Raw genomic sequence first — 15,398 nt, 5'->3', positions numbered from 1 at the left:
AAAGAGCTTTTTCGGCTCTTTTTTTGTTTGCCTTCAAAACAAGGATTTTTATTTAGGAAGTCGAAGTAGTATGGCAAACAGACATGAGGAGGAGAAACGACATGAAGCAGCTGATAACCGAAAAAGACCTCATCAAGCTTGTATCCATTACCGATCCCCAGTATTCGCCCGATGGTGCAAAAATCGCCTACGTCCAAACAAAAGTAAACGAAAAACAGGACTCATATGATTCGCATATCATGATCTACGACCGCGAAAAACAAGCTTCGGTGCAATGGACGTTTGGGAAAGGCAGAAACCAGCATCCCCGCTGGTCGCCGGACGGCAAATACCTTGCATTTACGTCCAATCGCGAGGAAACCGCACAAATTTACGTGATAAGCGCCGCCGGGGGAGAAGCGAGAAAAGTGACCGATATTCCCTATGATGTATCACAGCCTGAATGGTCGCCGGACGGCAAGTCATTGCTTTGTTCAGTGAAGCTGACAAAAGAGGAAAGCGTCGACGATGAGAAGAAAACCGAGATTGAAGACCACGAACCGCTGGAAGTCGATTCTTTGTCATATAAAGCAGACGGCCAAGGGTTTAAAAGGGGAAAGTATACGCAGCTTGTCCTCGTTCAAGTGGAAACCGGGGAAATGAAACAGCTGACCGATCTTGAACGCGACCATTTCAGCCATGCATTTTCACCGTGCGGAGATCAGATTGCATTTTGCGCCAATCAAACGGATATGCGTGTGAACGATGTCTACTTGATGAACCTTTCGACAGGTGATTTGAAGCGCCTCACAGGTCAAAACGGCATTTTTTCTTCACTATCGTTTTCTCCTGACGGCAAACACCTTGCATTTATCGGAAACGAGAAAGAATATCAAAACGCCACGCTCGATAAAGCATGGCTGTATGATATTGAAACAGGAAAACTAACGTGTCTGACGGAAATGCTTGACGTCCATCTCAGCGATGCGGTGGCAGGAGACAGCCTTGTCGGAGGCGTTCTTCCGAAACCGGCCTGGACCAAAGACGGAAACGGCTTTTATGTCATCGGATCTGACCAGGGTTCTACAGGCATTTACTACATATCAATCGAAGGTCTTGCTTATCCGGTCCGGTTGGAAAAAGAGCATGTGAACGGATTCAGCCTGCATCCGGACGAAAGTGGCTTTGCGGCATCCATAGCCCTGCCCGTCCGGCCGAGCGAACTTTACCATCTCCAATTGGGTGAAGAAAAAGCGGAGCGACTAACAGATGCCAACCAAGCGTTTACGGAAGAACATATCATATCGGAACCGGAGGAGCTTCAATTTCAGGCAGCGGACGGTCTGACAATTCACGGATGGCTGATAAAGCCCGCCCAATATGAAAAAGGAAACACGTATCCGCTCATTCTGGAAGTGCACGGCGGACCTCACGCCATGTATGCGAATGCTTATTTTCATGAATTTCAAGTGCTGGCCGCAAAGGGAAGCGCCGTCGTATATGTTAACCCGCGGGGAAGCCACGGCTACGGACAGGATTTTGTCAACCGGGTGAGGGGCGACTACGGCGGTGGAGATTTTAAGGATGTAATGGCGGCTGTTGACCACGTGCTTGAACATTATGATTTCGTCGATCAAGAAAGGCTCGGCATCACCGGAGGAAGCTACGGGGGCTTTATGACAAACTGGGCTGTCGGCCACACGAAGCGCTTCAAGGCCGCAGTGACACAGAGGTCCATTTCCAACTGGATCAGTTTTTACGGGGTAAGCGACATCGGCTATTTTTTCACAGACTGGCAGCTCGGTGCAGACCTTTTTGAAGATCCAGGCAAACTGTGGGAGCATTCGCCGCTCAAATACGCGGACAAGGTGGAGACCCCTCTTCTCATTCTGCATGGCGAACGGGACGACAGGTGCCCGATTGAACAGGCGGAACAGCTGTTTACGGCGCTGAAAAAAATGGGGAAAGAAGTAAAACTCGTCAGATTTCCGAACGCGTCACACGATTTATCAAGAAGCGGGCATCCGAAGCAGCGGATCAGGCGGCTTGAGTATATTGCAGGCTGGTTTGAAGCTTATCTATAAAAAAGAAAAGGCTGCCGTACACTACGGCAGCCTCAGCGTGTCGACAAACCCTCGCATTCGTTGTCAGGGCTGCGCGTCGGTGCTCACGAATTCCAACATTCGCTCCGCTCCGATGCTCGACCTTCCTAGACTGCAAGGGTTTTCAATCACGCTGAGAGGATGACAAAATCCTAAACTGAAAACCGTTTTAGGATTTTGTCAACAATTTAGGCTGCCGTTACGGCAGCCTTCTCAAATTAAAATACTTGCTCTACTTCAATGACGCCCGGAACTTCTTCTAAAAGGGCGCGCTCAATTCCAGCTTTAAGGGTGATGGTGGAACTTGGGCAGCTTCCGCATGCGCCGAGCAGGCGAAGCTTGACGATGCCGTCTTCAACATCGACGAGTTCACAGTCACCGCCGTCACGGAGTAAAAACGGACGAAGTTTGTCCAGCACTTCCTGTACTTGTTCTTTCATTTCGACCTCTGTCGTCATTCGTATCGCTCCTTTCAAATCATACAACCATTATATTCAGTCGAACAATAAAAAGCTATTGTTTGGTTTCAATCGTTTTCCCACATATTATATCATATTTGCCGGCAAAGACAAAAAACGATTTTCATTTCAATATGGAGCAGATGGACAAAATAGAATAAAATAAAGATAAAGAGAAAGGAGCTGCCGCTGATGAAAAAACAAGCCGAGCTTTTTGTTTACGGTGCCGACGTTCTTTGTCCAAGCTGTGTGAACCTTCCGTCATCAAAAGAAACGTATGAGTGGCTAGAAGCCGCCCTGAAAAGAAAATATCCCGACCAGCCTTTCTCAATCACGTACATTGATATCCATCAGCCGCCGGAAAACGACCCTGAAAAACAGGAAATCTCCGAAAAAATCCTGAACGACGAATATTTTTATCCGCTCGTCATGGTCGGTGATCAAGTGGTCGGCGAAGGAAATCCGAAGCTGAAAGACGTGTATAAAGAAATGGAAAAGCAAGGATATAAGCCTGCATGATAAACAGCAAGGGACAGACATGCCCCTTGCTGTTTTATTTTTTATGATTGCACCTTTCTTAAACCGGACAGACTAACTATCAGCCAGATCAATTAGGAGGGACAGCAAGCATGTCAAGCATTGAAGGACAAATCATGTCAGGCGATTTTGATGACGAAATGAATGTTTTTTCATTAAAGAAAATCAAGCAGTTTCAAACGCAGACCAGTCTGAAAGAAAACCAGCTCAAGGCTTTACAGCACTATTTAAGGCAGCATGAGCACGATGAGGACGGACAGATCATCACCCTCTACGACCAAATGCTTGTACCTTTGTCGCAAGATGATATAAAAGCGCTGCTGGATGACTTAACAAAAGTCCAGTCATTATATCATTAACTTTCCCTTTTATACCCGCTTTCCTGCCCTGATGTCATCCGTCATTCCGGGATAAGGGGCTTTTGAAATCAGATCTTCATTATCGATTCCGGCATTTTCAATAAATGTGATATCGGCGAATTCCGGTACGACATATTTTGGATACGTCTCATATTTTTCGCGCGATTCCTCCATTAAGTCGATATGGTCATTTTGATAGCAGACTGTAATATCAGGGCGTTCATGAACCCATTTAGGGAAGAAGATGATGCCGTGCATCCGCTTTTCATTCGGCATGAAGTTCAAGGAAACGTCAGTCCCTGTCGGTTCTGTCCAGGATACTTTATAGACGCCTTCAGTCAGCTTGACGATATCGGCTTTTTGATCGCGAACCCAGCGTCCCCCAACCATTCCGCTGTGAATGCGGTAATCGATGGTATGGTCATTTTTAATGTAGATTTCATATTCCCATCCGTTTTCATACGTATAGATCATATGGCTTCCTACAAACTCTTTTACATCTTGATTCATATGAACCGCTCCTTTATTTGTTTATGTAAATCTAAACATGTTGATATTTACATATATAATTATAAAATGCCGTCAAAAACGATGTCAAACGAAAATACTTCCTGAGAGATTTGCACAAATAAAGAAGATTGTTACGATTAATGTCAGAATTTTGAGTTATCTTAGGAAATTATGCCAATATTTAGAAAATTGATTGTCAAAAAATAAGCGATTCTGTAAAATGAAAAACAACCCATAAAAAGGAAATGACATGGGAAGAAAGGAAGGATAAACGATTGAAGACAAAAATTGCGTATGAGGAAGTTGCGGGAATGCTTAATCAATGGTATGTCATGATCAAGCGTCACGAAGTATCACAAGCGGTCTCGATTAAATGCGACATTGAGCACCAGCTGCCGAATATGGAAGAAAATCAAGATCTGCTTCTTTATTTTAATCTTTTAGACTATCGGCACAAGCTGCTGACAGAAGAGTTTGCCGCTTCCAACAAACTGTTCGAGGATATTCAGGAGCAAAAAGCCGATATGCAAAGCACAGATGACATGATTGAATATTATTATTTCTTTTTCGCTGGCATGTACGAATTTCATAAGAAGGATTATACAAATGCAATCAATTATTATAAATTAGCCGAGGAAAAGCTCAGGACAATCCCCGATCAAATCGAAATCGCCGAATTCCATTACAAACTGGCTATCGCCTACTATCAAATCAAACAAAATTTCCTTTCCTTAAACCATGCGAAAACAGCTCTAAAAACCTTCAAAGCACATGGTGATTACATTCAAAAAGCGATCAGCAACGATATGCTGATCGGGGCAAATAAACTCGATTTATTTCGTTTTGATGAAGCCGAACAGCATTACAAGCAAGCCCTTAAAGACGCGGCACTGATCAAACATCATGTCCTCCTCGGCATGGCTCACCACAACTTAGGGTTGAGCTATGTCAATCGCAACCTCCTCACATTGGCTGAACATCATTTCAAAGAAGCGCTGCTTATCAAAGAGCATGAAGAATCGGTTTACGGCATCCATTCCATGTTTGAACTGACACATGTGCTGTACAAATCAAATGTTGTCAAAGAAGCACGCAAATTGTATGAAAAAGGATTTTTCCGTGCGGAAAAAGCAGGAGAAAGGGAATATTTGTCGAAATTTAAACTTATTCATGCTCTGTATGATGAACAGGATCCACTTGCGGTTGAACATGCTTTAGAATATCTTAAAACGATCAATCTCTGGACGGATGTAGCGGAATTAACATTTGATATCGCACTTTACTATAAAGAAAATGGAGATGCAGACAAAGCTGCCGAATATTTTGAAGAATCTCATCATGCAAGAGACCAAATTCTTAAAAGAACGGAGGAGTTAAAGTGAAAAAGATGATTGCCGTTGCGTTGACTGCCGTCTTTGCAAGCCTTGTCGTTTTAAGTTTTTCGTCTCAGCCGAAGGGAGATGCCGAGTTTGCCGGCCGAGCCATTTTTCTTGACGATAAGCCGGCTCAGCTGATGGCGGGCAGAGCGATCTTTCTCGACAGCCTTGACGGAAATTCGCCAGCCGCCTGACAAAACACCGCATAACCCTGCTTGTCACCGGACAAGCTCTCTTCGAAAAGCGCCGCCAGCGGCGCTTTTTTTATGAAAGCAAATATAACCGGCGTCCCTGCAAATCGCTTGCGAAGATTAAAAATATGAAACACATGACAGGAATGGCGCTCACCGGCTTTTGGTCGAATCCTATTGAAAAATCTGCCCGATTTATAGTGCTTGTCATTCTATAAATCCTTATAATGGTCTTAACGCCAATGTGAGGCATGCCAATAGACAGATTGCAGGGGAAATTCAATACTGAACAGCGCAATTTAGCATGTAATCATTTTTAGGAGGGAGCAGCATGGAAGTCTTTGAAGAATATTTAGCGGGAATTGATCATCCGGAACATCGTGCCCGGATGGAAGAAGTATTGGGTTGGGTAGCGGAGACATTTCCAAATTTAACGCCGAAAATCGCTTGGAATCAGCCGATGTTTACTGATCACGGCACATTTATTATCGGCTTTAGCGTCGCGAAAAATCATTTGGCTGTCGCCCCTGAAAGCGCTGGGATCGATCGTTTTTCTGAGGAAATTGTGCAGGCCGGCTATGATCATACGAAGCAGCTTGTCCGTTTCCGCTGGGATCGTCCGGTGGATTTTTCATTGCTTGAGAAAATGATCGAGTTTAATATTGCGGATAAGGCGGACTGCTCGACTTTTTGGCGGAAATAAAAAAGCGCAAAAATAAGGGGCATCCTCTCATGAAGGCGAGAGAGCGCCCCGAAAGAAAAACGCTGTTTATCTAAAACTCCAAGGTTTCGCGCATGTACGCGGCAAACCTACCCATTATGATGCTTATACATCCAAAGCAAGCCGGATTTCAGCAGGCGAGGCACTCTGCCGATCAACGGCCGTTCAGCAACTAAACCGAAACCGGCTTTTTTGCCGAGCGACCCGAGGACGCCTTTCAGCTTGAATTTCGGCATTGTTTCAGGAAGAGGTTCGCCTTTCCAGCGCAGTTCAAGCACTTGGACGATTTGTTCCGCCTGGGCTTCGGCCAGCTGTGCGCTCGGCGCGTGAGGCAGGCTTGCACAGTCGCCGACAACATAAACGTGTTCGTCTCCCGGCAGGTTATGGTGCGGCGTCAGGACGACGCGCCCTTGCGGATCTTTTTCCACATCGAGATCCCGAACGATTTGATTCGGCTGTATCCCCGCTGTCCAGACGATGGCGTCGGCTTGGATCGGGTCGTCATGATTGTAGACGATGCCTTCTTCCACCTTTGTAATATTGGCGCAGTTGATAATCTTGACGCCGTGCTCTTCAAACCAGCTTTGCACATATTTGCTCAAACGCTTCGGGAAGCTCGACAAAATTAATTCTCCCCGGTCAAAAAGGATGATGTTCAAATCTTTTCGGCTTTCCCTCAGCTCGCTCGCAAGCTCAACGCCGCTCAGTCCTGCCCCGACGATCGCAACGGTGGCTTCCGCATTTAAGTTGTTGAGCGCCTGGTACGTGCTGCGTGATTGATCGATTGTCTGAATGCTGTAGGTATGTTCAGGCGCCCCGGGAACGTTGTGATATTTATCTTCACAGCCGAGTCCGATGACGGCGTCATCATAGGATACCGGCTCCCTGTCATGAAACAAAACCTTTTTTCCTTCCAAATCAACAGACGAAATCGTCCCGTATTCAATCTTTAACTTCGGGTGATCCGGGAAGGACACTCTGATATGATGATCGGAAATCGTCCCCGCAGCCAGTGCGTAATACTCCGTTTTTAAACAATGGTAAGGGTTTCTGTCGATTAAAGTGATCATCACATCATCTGGCAGCTGATTAGGCAGCAAACGATGAATGATGCGCATATTCCCGTATCCGCCGCCGAGCAAGACTAAATTTCTCATTGGTAATTCCCCTTTTCCCCTCAGATTAAGAAACTCACCTTTTACACTGCAAAAATAAAAAACTATGTAAATACCCTCTAGAATTATATCTAATTTGATGTAAAATCACAATATTTCTCGGGAAAATAACCTACACTAACGCCTAGAATCGATAATTAGTAAAACTCTTTAAAGTATTAATATGTTACAAAAGCTTTATTCTCCAGCCTTAAACTTTGACTAATGAAACGCATTTAGGGTACGATAAAAAGGCGATGTGAGGTGAAATAAAGTGTTTCCAATCGTTGAGTTTTGCGTCAGCAATCTTGCCCAAGGTTCTCAGGAGGCAAAGGAAATATTGGAGAAAGATCCGAATTTGGATGTCGTTGAATACGGCTGCCTGAGTTACTGCGGACAATGCATGCAGACGATGTATGCTCTTGTAAACGGAGAAATGGTGACAGCGAATAATCCGGCTGAATTGGTCGAAAATATATACAAGTTCATTGATGAAAATGAACTCATTTAAAAACGGGGTCATCTTGGTGATCTCGTTTTTTCATGCAAAGCCTTTAATTGAAAGGGTTTACATAAAAAGAGAAAAAATTCGTGAAAATTTTTGTGGACAGGCCAATCATTAATTGATATCTTAATAAAAGTTTAAATAATAATAAGAGGTGTGGTCATGAACATTTTATGGGGACTTCTTGGTATTCTGGCGATTTTCGCGATTGCTTTCCTGCTTTCCGAGCATAAGAGCAAAATTAACATAAGAACGATTTTAATCGGTTTGGCGATCCAGCTCCTGTTCGGATTCATCGTTCTCAAATGGGAAACGGGGAGGGAAGCGTTTCTTTGGTTTACAAAAGCCGTTCAGCATCTCGTCAATTATGCGAATGAAGGCATCAGCTTTCTCTTCGGGCCTCTCTTACAAGTAGGCGACAGTGCTGCCTTTGCTTTAAGCGTTCTTCCTGTTATCATCTTCTTTTCATCTCTGATTGCAGTTCTTTACCATTTAAGAATCATGCAAGTGATCATCCGCTTCATCGGCGGCGGATTGGCAAAACTGCTCGGAACAAGCAAAACGGAATCTCTTTCTGCAGCTGCCAATATCTTTGTCGGGCAAACTGAGGCGCCGCTTGTAATTAAGCCGTTTATCGCAAACTTAACAAAGTCAGAGCTGTTTGCCGTTATGACAGGCGGACTCGCTTCAGTGGCCGGTTCTGTTTTGTTCGGTTACGCCCTTCTCGGGGTTCCTCTCGAATATTTGCTTGCAGCGAGCTTTATGGCCGCACCTGCGGGCTTGATTATGGCAAAAATGCTCATTCCCGAAACGGAAAAACCGAAAATTGAAGAAAAAGATATTCAAATGGCTGAAGACGAAGACGCAGCAAATGTCATCGATGCCGCGGCAAAAGGGGCATCAACGGGTCTCTCTCTTGCGTTGAATGTCGGCGCGATGCTGCTTGCTTTTGTTGCTTTGATTGCCGTTTTAAACGGAATTCTTGGAGGAGTCGGCGGATGGTTCGGCTTTAAAGACCTTTCACTCGAATATATTCTCGGCTATGTATTTGCCCCGCTCGCCTTTGTCATCGGCGTGCCATGGGATGAAGCGGTCCAGGCCGGAAGCTTTATCGGTCAAAAGCTCGTTCTGAACGAATTTGTCGCTTATTCCAATTTTGCTCCGATGTTTGATCAGCTTTCCGTCAAAACAGCTTCGATTATCAGCTTTGCGCTGTGCGGTTTCGCAAACTTGTCTTCTGTGGCGATTTTGCTTGGAGGACTTGGAGGAATGGCGCCGAACCGCCGTTCCGATATCGCCCGTCTCGGCTTGAAAGCCGTTGCGGCCGGAACATTGGCCAACCTTTTAAGCGCGGCGATCGCCGGAATGTTTATCGGATAACATGATAAAAGCTCCCTGCAAATGAATGCAGGGAGCTTTTATGTATGAAAAACGGGGGATAGCCATATTGTATCCATCCCTTTCAGCTTTTATACTAGAAGAAAGAAAAAAATGTGGAGGCGGCTATGAATTCTTTTCGTTTTACTAAAATGCACGGCTTAGGAAACAGCTATATATACGTCAATCAGTTTGAAGAACATCTCCCTGAGGAGCTGTTGTCGGATTTGGCCGTCAAAGTGTCTTCCGTTTACACCGGAATCGGTTCAGACGGAATGATTCTGATCTGTCCTTCAGATCGAGCGCCGGTTAAAATGCGGATTTTCAACAGCGACGGATCTGAAGGCAAAAACTGCGGAAACGGTTTGCGCTGCGTTGCAAAATACGCGTATGAACATAAACTGGTAGAGGAAACGTCCTTTTTAATTGAAACCCTTTCAGGCTTGGTAAAGGCTCAGGTTGAGGTGGATGAAGGAAAAGTTGTATCGGCTACGGTCGATATGGGCGAACCGCGACTTCTCAAATCAGATATGCCGATGCGGGGTGAACAGGGTTCAGAGACGATCAATGAAAAGATGATATTCGGCGGCCGTGAAATGAAGGGTACCGCTGTATCCATGGGCAATCCCCACATCGTCTTTTATTTAGACGATATTGAAAAAGCCCCGCTGACGACGATGGGACCGCTCATTGAAAAAGATGAAAGGTTTCCGGAAGGGGTTAATGTAGAATTTGTTGAAGTTGAAAACGAAAATGAACTCCATTTCCGCGTATGGGAAAGGGGATCAGGAATTACCCAGGCTTGCGGAACAGGCGCCTGCGCAGCCGCAGTGAGTTCGGTGCTCAACGGCTATTCCAAACGGGACACGGACATTACCGTCCATCTCGCCGGCGGCGATTTGATCATTAATTGGAAAAACGACGGACGCGTCATGATGACGGGACCCGCTGAAACGGTATGTGAAGGCGAGTTTTTTATATCATAAGTCGGTCTGTTTGAGAAATCGGACGTGCGACTTTATAATAAAGGTACACATGAGCTTTTAGGAGGTGTAATCTCATGAGCGAAAAAACGGTCACGGTTACGGAAGCGGCTGCTCTTCATATCAAGGATATGATGAAAGAGCATGAAGAGGAGAACGCATTTTTGAGAATCGGAGTAAAAGGCGGCGGATGCAGCGGCCTGTCATACGGCATGGGTTTTGAACATGAAAAAAACGAAGACGACAATGAATTCGTCCAGCATGGAATCACAGTGCTTGTAGACCAAGAAAGTCTGGATATCATGAACGGTACGGTCATTGATTTTAAACAATCGATGATGGGCGGAGGCTTCACCATCGATAATCCAAACGCCATCGCTTCATGCGGCTGCGGATCATCATTCAGAACCGCAGCGAATGCGGGGAAGCCTGAAGAGTGCTGACATAAGGTCAACGATATGCAATGAAAAAAACGCCTTTCATCTCGATGCTTCATCGTGATGAAAAGGCGTTTTATTATGGTCTGGGGGAAAAAGAAATGAAACTCGTATCAACGCACGCCTTGTCAAAAGCGGACGTTACCGCGTTTTTTCATACACATTGGGGAAGTCCGGAAATGGTCAATTCACACGGAACATTCCGCTGCGATGAATTGGAAGGATTCGCTGTAACAGATGAAAAAAGCGACATTAAAGGCTTGATTACGTACTTCATCGCTGGAAACGAATGTGAAGTCGTCTCTTTGGACAGTGTTGTCGAAAACAAAGGGATCGGCTCACTCCTTTTACAAGAAGTGGAGCGTGTTTCAAAGCGAAAACAGTGTAAATCGATTAAACTGATCACGACGAACGATAATATGCGGGCGCTTATGTTTTATCAAAAGAGGGGCTATACTTTGGCCGAGTTGTATGTAAACGCAGTTGACAAAGCAAGAAAAGTAAAGCCGGAAATTCCCTTTGTCGCTGATAACGGCATTCCGATTCGGGATGAGATTCTATTGGTGAAAGATTTAGCATAGTTTTTCTGCTTCTTCGCGAAGAGGAGCAATGCAGCCACCCCGCTCAAAGTGTTGAGCAAGGTTTTTGCAATGGGCTTCCGGAACACAACCGTGTTTATTTCTGGTTAAAGATGCGATTCAGATTGCTCGTGTTGTTGGTGATAGAGGTGATATAGCGGCTTCCGCTTATCATTTCCTTGTTGCACAGAGGGCATAAAGGGCGGTCGCTGCTCGTGAAATTTTTTCTCATCCATCCGTTGCAGTCCTCAGCCGTACATTCCCACGTACTGATATCTTCCTTTGGCAGAGGCTCTTGATTGCGATTGTTGTAGTAAGACATATCGTCACTTCCTAACAAGGGTTTTTTGGAGTTCATTTAAGAATATTTTGTGAATCTTAAGACATTCTATTCGTCAATTTGTTATTCTATACTGGACAGGTTTATTTAGTGTCCAAGCCCAGTAAAGAAAAGGGGTTCAACCATGGAAAAAATCAACTGCAGAAGCTGCGGCGGGCTTACGCCGTACGATTCAAAAGTCTGCGAGGCATGCGGATGCGAAAAACCGCTTCCAAAATCACAGAAAATTACGGACCGGATTGTCTTGACTGCGGCGGGAGTCGTCGGCATCTTAACAATTGTGCTGATATTGGGAACGATCTTCTCATATTTGAATATCATATAATGAAAAGGAGCCGGTGTCAGGCTCCTTTTCATTTTTATTTGTTTTCAAACATGCTTGTAGAGTGCAGCGGCTGCACACGCGCTTTAGGATCCATATAAGCTTTTGCATTGTTGACAGCGGTCGGCGCTTCACCAAATCCGCTCGCAATCAGCTTGACTTTCCCTTCATATGTGCAGATATCGCCGGCTGCATAGAATCCCTCGATGTTCGTTTCCATTGTGGACTTGACGACGATCGAATTTTTCTCGATTTCAAGCCCCCAGTTTTTGATTGGTCCGAGAGATGAAACAAAACCGAAGTTGACGATCACATCGTCGACATCGATGATTTCTTTTCTCTCGCCTTTCACTTCCTCAATGACGATCTGTTCGATTCGCTCGCTGCCGATCAGCTCGGTCGGAACAAACGGTGTCAATACATTGACTTTAGAATTGCGCAAGTTTTCGACGCTGTGCTCGTGTGCGCGGAATTTATCGCGGCGATGAATAATTGACACCTCTTTTGCGATCGGTTCCAGCATGAGCGCCCAGTCGACGGCGGAGTCGCCGCCGCCCAATACCGCAACGCGCTTGCACGCAAATTGATTCAGATCATCTATAAAGTAATGAAGGTTTGCATTCTCGAATTGTGCCGCAGATTCAAGCTCGAGCTTTCTCGGCTGGAATGCTCCGTTTCCGGCTGTAATAATCACCGTTTTAGAATAGTGGATTTCTTTGTTGGTGACGAGTTTGAAAATACCGTCTGCTTGTTTTTCAACGCTTTCGACGGCTTGTTCCAAACAAACGGTCTGATCGAATTTCGCCATTTGCTCTTTTAAATTGTCGACCAGCTCCTGAGCGCGGATTTTAGGGAACCCGGCTACATCGTATATGTATTTTTCGGGATACAAAGCGGACAGCTGACCGCCGAGCTGCGGCAGGCTTTCAATAATTTTGACGCTCGCTTGCCGCATTCCGCCGTAAAATGCGGTAAACAAGCCGACAGGGCCGCCCCCGATAATTGTGATGTCATATACTTTTGTGTCTTCACGCATGAAAATAATGCCCCCTAAATGAAAATTGTTCTTAATTATATCATATCACATAAAATAAATACGAGCGCGTCTGTTTTTTTAGGCGCGGAAAATAATACCGTCAGAGCATATTTAACCTTGAAAAAGCAATTGCAAGCGGCTATGATGTAGTTGTGAACAAATTGTTAACGATTCGTGAATATTTTTCGTCGCACAGCCGAAAAACATTCCGTTGTTCGGCAAACTAAAGTGAAGGGTTTCACAAACTTTTTTTCATAAAAAGCCGGAAGCAGGCAGAAGATAACCCAAAGGCTATTTTTAATCCGGCTTAGCAGTAAAATACAGAAAAGGTGGATGTGATTCCGTTGAATAAGCCAAAAGTAGTAGTATTAGGTGCAGGTTATGGTGGATTAATGACCGTTACGAGACTTGTTAAAAAAATCGGCATCAATGAAGCGGATATTACGCTTGTCAACAAGCACAATTACCATTATGAGACGACCTGGATGCACGAGGCGAGCGCAGGTACGCTTCATCATGACAGATGCCGCTATCAGATTAAAGACGTCATCAATACATCCCGTGTCAATTTCGTTCAGGATACGGTAAAGAAAATCGATAAAGAAGGAAAGAAAGTCGTCCTTGAAACAGGAGAGCTTAGTTACGACTATCTTGTCGTGGCGCTCGGCTCCGTCCCTGAAACTTTCGGAATTTCGGGATTGAAAGAGCATGCTTTCTCTATTTCAAACATCAATTCGTCCCGCCAGCTTCGCGAGCACATTGAATATCAGTTCGCGACGTATAACACAGAAGCAGAGAAGCGCCCGGAACGCCTGACGATCGTTGTCGGGGGAGCTGGTTTTACAGGCATTGAATTTTTAGGTGAAATGGCCAACCGCATTCCTGAGCTGTGCCGCGAATACGATATCGACCGCCAGCAGGTTCGTTTAATTTGCGTGGAAGCCGCGCCGTCTGTTCTCCCGGGCTTTGAACCGGAGCTTGTCGATTATGCGGTCAACTACCTCGAAGGAAAAGGCGTTGAATTCAAAATCGGCACGGCCGTGAAAGAATGCACGCCTGACGGAATCATCGTCGGAAAAGACGATCAGACCGAAGAAATCAAAGCAGGCACTGTCGTATGGGCCGCAGGCGTCCGCGGCAACCCGATCATTGAGGAATCCGGCTTTGAAAACATGCGCGGCCGTGTGAAGGTTAAAGCTGACCTGCGCGTTGAAGGCCATGATGATATATTTGTTATCGGAGACTGCTCTTTAATCATAAATGAAGAAACCGAAAGGCCTTATCCGCCGACTGCGCAGATTTCCATGCAGCAAGGCGAAACGTGCGCAAACAATCTGGCCGCACTGATTCACGGCAAAGAAACGGAAACGTTCTCATTTGATAACAAAGGCTCTGTCGCTTCTCTCGGCGAACACGATGCAATCGGCGTCGCATTCGGCAGAAAGATGACGGGAACGACGGCGTCCATGATGAAAAAAATCATCGACAACCGCTCGCTTTTCATGATCGGCGGGCCGGGACTTGTTCTGAAAAAAGGCAAGTTTAAATTTTTCTGATCAGACTTTCACAGAAGGTGATGACGGCGGCGTTCAGGCAGGATGCCTGGGCGGTTAGCCGCCGATCCTTCCTCTATTCATGAGCACCGACTTAGCAGGTCTGACAACGAGGGTTTGTCGACACGCTGAAGCCTGCAGCTTCCTCTGCAGGCTTTTTATTTCAGGCTAAAAACTTCAAAAACGAAAGAAAAAGAAAGAAAGCTTCGCTTTTAAGCGCTTACATCAAATGATCTGTTATATTTTCTGACTTTATTATTGACAACGTTCATGATATATTATCAGAAAATTAAGAAAAAAGGTGTGTATCCGATGAAGACAACGTCAACCCATCGACTTGAATCTACCTGTACATTCTGTTCAGGAAAAGGCTATTTTCAGCTTCTGCTCGGCGGTTCGGAAACGTGCAGCAACTGCAAGGGAACAGGAAAAGACCGTTCATCACAGCTTTCCAATGATTGACTCAAGTTCCTTCCCCAATGTACACTAAAAGAGGTGAATTGGGGGTGGAGGCTTTGATTAGTTTACCAGTTGTCATCATTTCAGTTGTCTTATTTTTCGTCCTGTTTTTCGGCATCGGTTTTCTGCTGAATATGCTGCTCAGAATGTCATGGATCATGGCTGTCATTTATCCAATTGTATGCCTTTTCATTGTGAATAAAGAAAAGCTGATTCGCTATGTAGAGGCGCCGGGAGAGGCATTTTCCGGCCTTTTTGACAGAGTGGCTTCTTTGGCTGCTGCCGATATCATCATTTTAGCCAGCGGAATGGCCGGAGCCCTGTTGTCGGGCGTTACGATCAAAGCGCTGCGAAAAAGGGGATATCAAATGTTTTAAGCCTTCTTCTTCAAGGGAGAGGGTTTTTTTGCGGTTAATTTTTT

19 protein-coding genes and 1 pseudogene are annotated in these 15,398 nt (G+C 45.3%); 15 read left to right on the top strand and 5 right to left on the bottom strand.

Features of this window, described 5'->3' with window-relative positions; translation table 11 throughout:
* Positions 1-101: 101 nt before the first annotated feature.
* Entirely contained in the window at positions 102-2,063 is a 1,962-nt protein-coding gene (locus H7F26_RS01525; RefSeq protein ID WP_003184960.1) for a S9 family peptidase, read from the top strand.
* Between the two features lie 236 nt (positions 2,064-2,299).
* Here the strand turns inward: H7F26_RS01525 and H7F26_RS01520 are convergent.
* Positions 2,300-2,598 (bottom strand): annotated as a pseudogene (locus H7F26_RS01520) (NifU family protein).
* 133 nt (positions 2,599-2,731) lie between these two features.
* Between H7F26_RS01520 and H7F26_RS01515 the strand changes: the two are divergent.
* Together H7F26_RS01515 and H7F26_RS01510 are read left to right on the top strand one after the other, a co-directional pair.
* The gene (locus H7F26_RS01515) at positions 2,732-3,058 is read left to right on the top strand and encodes a YuzD family protein (RefSeq protein ID WP_003184955.1); all 327 of its coding nucleotides are present in this window, start codon (positions 2,732-2,734) and stop codon (positions 3,056-3,058) included.
* Positions 3,059-3,168: 110 nt separating this feature from the next.
* Positions 3,169-3,435, top strand: a complete 267-nt coding sequence (locus H7F26_RS01510) for a hypothetical protein (protein WP_003184953.1) — start codon at positions 3,169-3,171, stop codon at positions 3,433-3,435.
* A gap of 9 nt (positions 3,436-3,444) precedes the next feature.
* Here the strand turns inward: H7F26_RS01510 and H7F26_RS01505 are convergent, their stop codons facing one another.
* Positions 3,445-3,945 carry a phenolic acid decarboxylase gene (locus tag H7F26_RS01505; RefSeq protein WP_009329528.1) on the bottom strand — a complete coding sequence of 167 codons (501 nt, stop codon included), beginning with the start codon at positions 3,943-3,945 and terminating at the stop codon, positions 3,445-3,447.
* Positions 3,946-4,220: 275 nt separating this feature from the next.
* Between H7F26_RS01505 and H7F26_RS01500 the strand changes: the two genes are divergently transcribed.
* The 3 genes from H7F26_RS01500 (at position 4,221) to H7F26_RS01490 (ending at position 6,215) form a co-directional block, all read left to right on the top strand.
* Positions 4,221-5,327: a Rap family tetratricopeptide repeat protein gene (locus H7F26_RS01500; protein WP_025807490.1), complete on the top strand. Its 1,107-nt coding sequence runs from the start codon at positions 4,221-4,223 to the stop codon at positions 5,325-5,327.
* A gap of 5 nt (positions 5,328-5,332) precedes the next feature.
* Positions 5,333-5,515 (top strand): hypothetical protein, encoded by a 183-nt coding sequence (locus tag H7F26_RS01495; RefSeq protein ID WP_202604387.1) that lies wholly within the window; start codon positions 5,333-5,335, stop codon positions 5,513-5,515.
* A 328-nt stretch (positions 5,516-5,843) separates the two neighbouring features.
* Positions 5,844-6,215, top strand: a complete 372-nt coding sequence (locus tag H7F26_RS01490) for an iron chaperone (RefSeq protein WP_009329525.1) — start codon at positions 5,844-5,846, stop codon at positions 6,213-6,215.
* Positions 6,216-6,322: 107 nt separating this feature from the next.
* Here H7F26_RS01490 and H7F26_RS01485 read toward each other — a convergent pair whose 3' ends face one another.
* Entirely contained in the window at positions 6,323-7,390 is a 1,068-nt protein-coding gene (locus tag H7F26_RS01485; RefSeq protein WP_003184943.1) for an NAD(P)/FAD-dependent oxidoreductase, read from the bottom strand.
* 271 nt (positions 7,391-7,661) lie between these two features.
* On the opposite strand from H7F26_RS01485, the gene H7F26_RS01480 reads away from it, so the two are divergent.
* From H7F26_RS01480 to H7F26_RS01460, 5 genes are all read left to right on the top strand, one after another.
* A complete protein-coding gene (locus tag H7F26_RS01480) occupies positions 7,662-7,898 on the top strand; it encodes a YuzB family protein (protein ID WP_003184941.1) in 237 nt (78 codons plus the stop codon).
* A 156-nt stretch (positions 7,899-8,054) separates the two neighbouring features.
* Complete coding sequence (locus H7F26_RS01475) at positions 8,055-9,272, top strand: NupC/NupG family nucleoside CNT transporter (protein WP_003184940.1); 1,218 nt, start codon at positions 8,055-8,057, stop codon at positions 9,270-9,272.
* Positions 9,273-9,397: 125 nt separating this feature from the next.
* Complete coding sequence (dapF, locus tag H7F26_RS01470; RefSeq protein ID WP_009329524.1) at positions 9,398-10,255, top strand: diaminopimelate epimerase; 858 nt, start codon at positions 9,398-9,400, stop codon at positions 10,253-10,255.
* 74 nt (positions 10,256-10,329) lie between these two features.
* On the top strand, positions 10,330-10,695 hold the full coding sequence (locus tag H7F26_RS01465) for a HesB/IscA family protein (RefSeq protein ID WP_003184936.1): 366 nt from the start codon (positions 10,330-10,332) through the stop codon (positions 10,693-10,695).
* A gap of 95 nt (positions 10,696-10,790) precedes the next feature.
* Entirely contained in the window at positions 10,791-11,270 is a 480-nt protein-coding gene (locus H7F26_RS01460) for a GNAT family N-acetyltransferase (RefSeq protein ID WP_011198262.1), read from the top strand.
* 94 nt (positions 11,271-11,364) lie between these two features.
* Here the strand turns inward: H7F26_RS01460 and H7F26_RS01455 are convergent, their stop codons facing one another.
* Positions 11,365-11,589: a cold-shock protein gene (locus H7F26_RS01455; protein WP_003184932.1), complete on the bottom strand. Its 225-nt coding sequence runs from the start codon at positions 11,587-11,589 to the stop codon at positions 11,365-11,367.
* Between the two features lie 142 nt (positions 11,590-11,731).
* Between H7F26_RS01455 and H7F26_RS01450 the strand changes: the two genes are divergently transcribed.
* Positions 11,732-11,932, top strand: a complete 201-nt coding sequence (locus H7F26_RS01450) for a hypothetical protein (protein WP_009329523.1) — start codon at positions 11,732-11,734, stop codon at positions 11,930-11,932.
* Positions 11,933-11,966: 34 nt separating this feature from the next.
* Here H7F26_RS01450 and yumC read toward each other — a convergent pair whose 3' ends face one another.
* Positions 11,967-12,965: a ferredoxin--NADP reductase 2 gene (yumC, locus tag H7F26_RS01445; RefSeq protein WP_061565922.1), complete on the bottom strand. Its 999-nt coding sequence runs from the start codon at positions 12,963-12,965 to the stop codon at positions 11,967-11,969.
* Between the two features lie 338 nt (positions 12,966-13,303).
* On the opposite strand from yumC, the gene H7F26_RS01440 reads away from it, so the two are divergent.
* The 3 genes from H7F26_RS01440 (at position 13,304) to H7F26_RS01430 (ending at position 15,354) form a co-directional block, all read left to right on the top strand.
* Positions 13,304-14,521 (top strand): NAD(P)/FAD-dependent oxidoreductase, encoded by a 1,218-nt coding sequence (locus H7F26_RS01440; protein ID WP_161968267.1) that lies wholly within the window; start codon positions 13,304-13,306, stop codon positions 14,519-14,521.
* 309 nt (positions 14,522-14,830) lie between these two features.
* Positions 14,831-14,980, top strand: a complete 150-nt coding sequence (locus H7F26_RS01435) for a YuiA family protein (protein ID WP_016886123.1) — start codon at positions 14,831-14,833, stop codon at positions 14,978-14,980.
* Between the two features lie 53 nt (positions 14,981-15,033).
* Positions 15,034-15,354, top strand: coding sequence for a YuiB family protein (locus tag H7F26_RS01430; RefSeq protein WP_011198260.1), 321 nt, complete (start codon positions 15,034-15,036; stop codon positions 15,352-15,354).
* Positions 15,355-15,398: the final 44 nt, after the last annotated feature.

This window comes from Bacillus sp. PAMC28748 (genome assembly GCF_014250415.1).
Taxonomy (GTDB): Bacteria; Bacillota; Bacilli; order Bacillales; family Bacillaceae; genus Bacillus; species Bacillus licheniformis.
Note: the sequence above shows the minus strand (reverse complement) of the source record. Positions and strands in the feature narration are given on the sequence as shown.

Bases quoted from the DNA above. Each gene is read 5' to 3' on its own strand.
- H7F26_RS01485 (WP_003184943.1), bottom strand. From the start codon at position 7,390: ATGAGAAATTTAGTCTTGCTCGGCGGCGGATACGGGAATATGCGCATC.
- H7F26_RS01510 (WP_003184953.1), top strand. From the start codon at position 3,169: ATGTCAAGCATTGAAGGACAAATCATGTCAGGCGATTTTGATGACGAA.
- H7F26_RS01450 (WP_009329523.1), top strand. From the start codon at position 11,732: ATGGAAAAAATCAACTGCAGAAGCTGCGGCGGGCTTACGCCGTACGAT.
- H7F26_RS01435 (WP_016886123.1), top strand. From the start codon at position 14,831: ATGAAGACAACGTCAACCCATCGACTTGAATCTACCTGTACATTCTGT.
- H7F26_RS01525 (WP_003184960.1), top strand. From the start codon at position 102: ATGAAGCAGCTGATAACCGAAAAAGACCTCATCAAGCTTGTATCCATT.
- dapF (WP_009329524.1), top strand. From the start codon at position 9,398: ATGAATTCTTTTCGTTTTACTAAAATGCACGGCTTAGGAAACAGCTAT.
- H7F26_RS01475 (WP_003184940.1), top strand. From the start codon at position 8,055: ATGAACATTTTATGGGGACTTCTTGGTATTCTGGCGATTTTCGCGATT.
- H7F26_RS01515 (WP_003184955.1), top strand. From the start codon at position 2,732: ATGAAAAAACAAGCCGAGCTTTTTGTTTACGGTGCCGACGTTCTTTGT.
- H7F26_RS01505 (WP_009329528.1), bottom strand. From the start codon at position 3,945: ATGAATCAAGATGTAAAAGAGTTTGTAGGAAGCCATATGATCTATACG.
- H7F26_RS01495 (WP_202604387.1), top strand. From the start codon at position 5,333: ATGATTGCCGTTGCGTTGACTGCCGTCTTTGCAAGCCTTGTCGTTTTA.
- yumC (WP_061565922.1), bottom strand. From the start codon at position 12,965: ATGCGTGAAGACACAAAAGTATATGACATCACAATTATCGGGGGCGGC.
- H7F26_RS01465 (WP_003184936.1), top strand. From the start codon at position 10,330: ATGAGCGAAAAAACGGTCACGGTTACGGAAGCGGCTGCTCTTCATATC.
- H7F26_RS01460 (WP_011198262.1), top strand. From the start codon at position 10,791: ATGAAACTCGTATCAACGCACGCCTTGTCAAAAGCGGACGTTACCGCG.
- H7F26_RS01455 (WP_003184932.1), bottom strand. From the start codon at position 11,589: ATGTCTTACTACAACAATCGCAATCAAGAGCCTCTGCCAAAGGAAGAT.
- H7F26_RS01490 (WP_009329525.1), top strand. From the start codon at position 5,844: ATGGAAGTCTTTGAAGAATATTTAGCGGGAATTGATCATCCGGAACAT.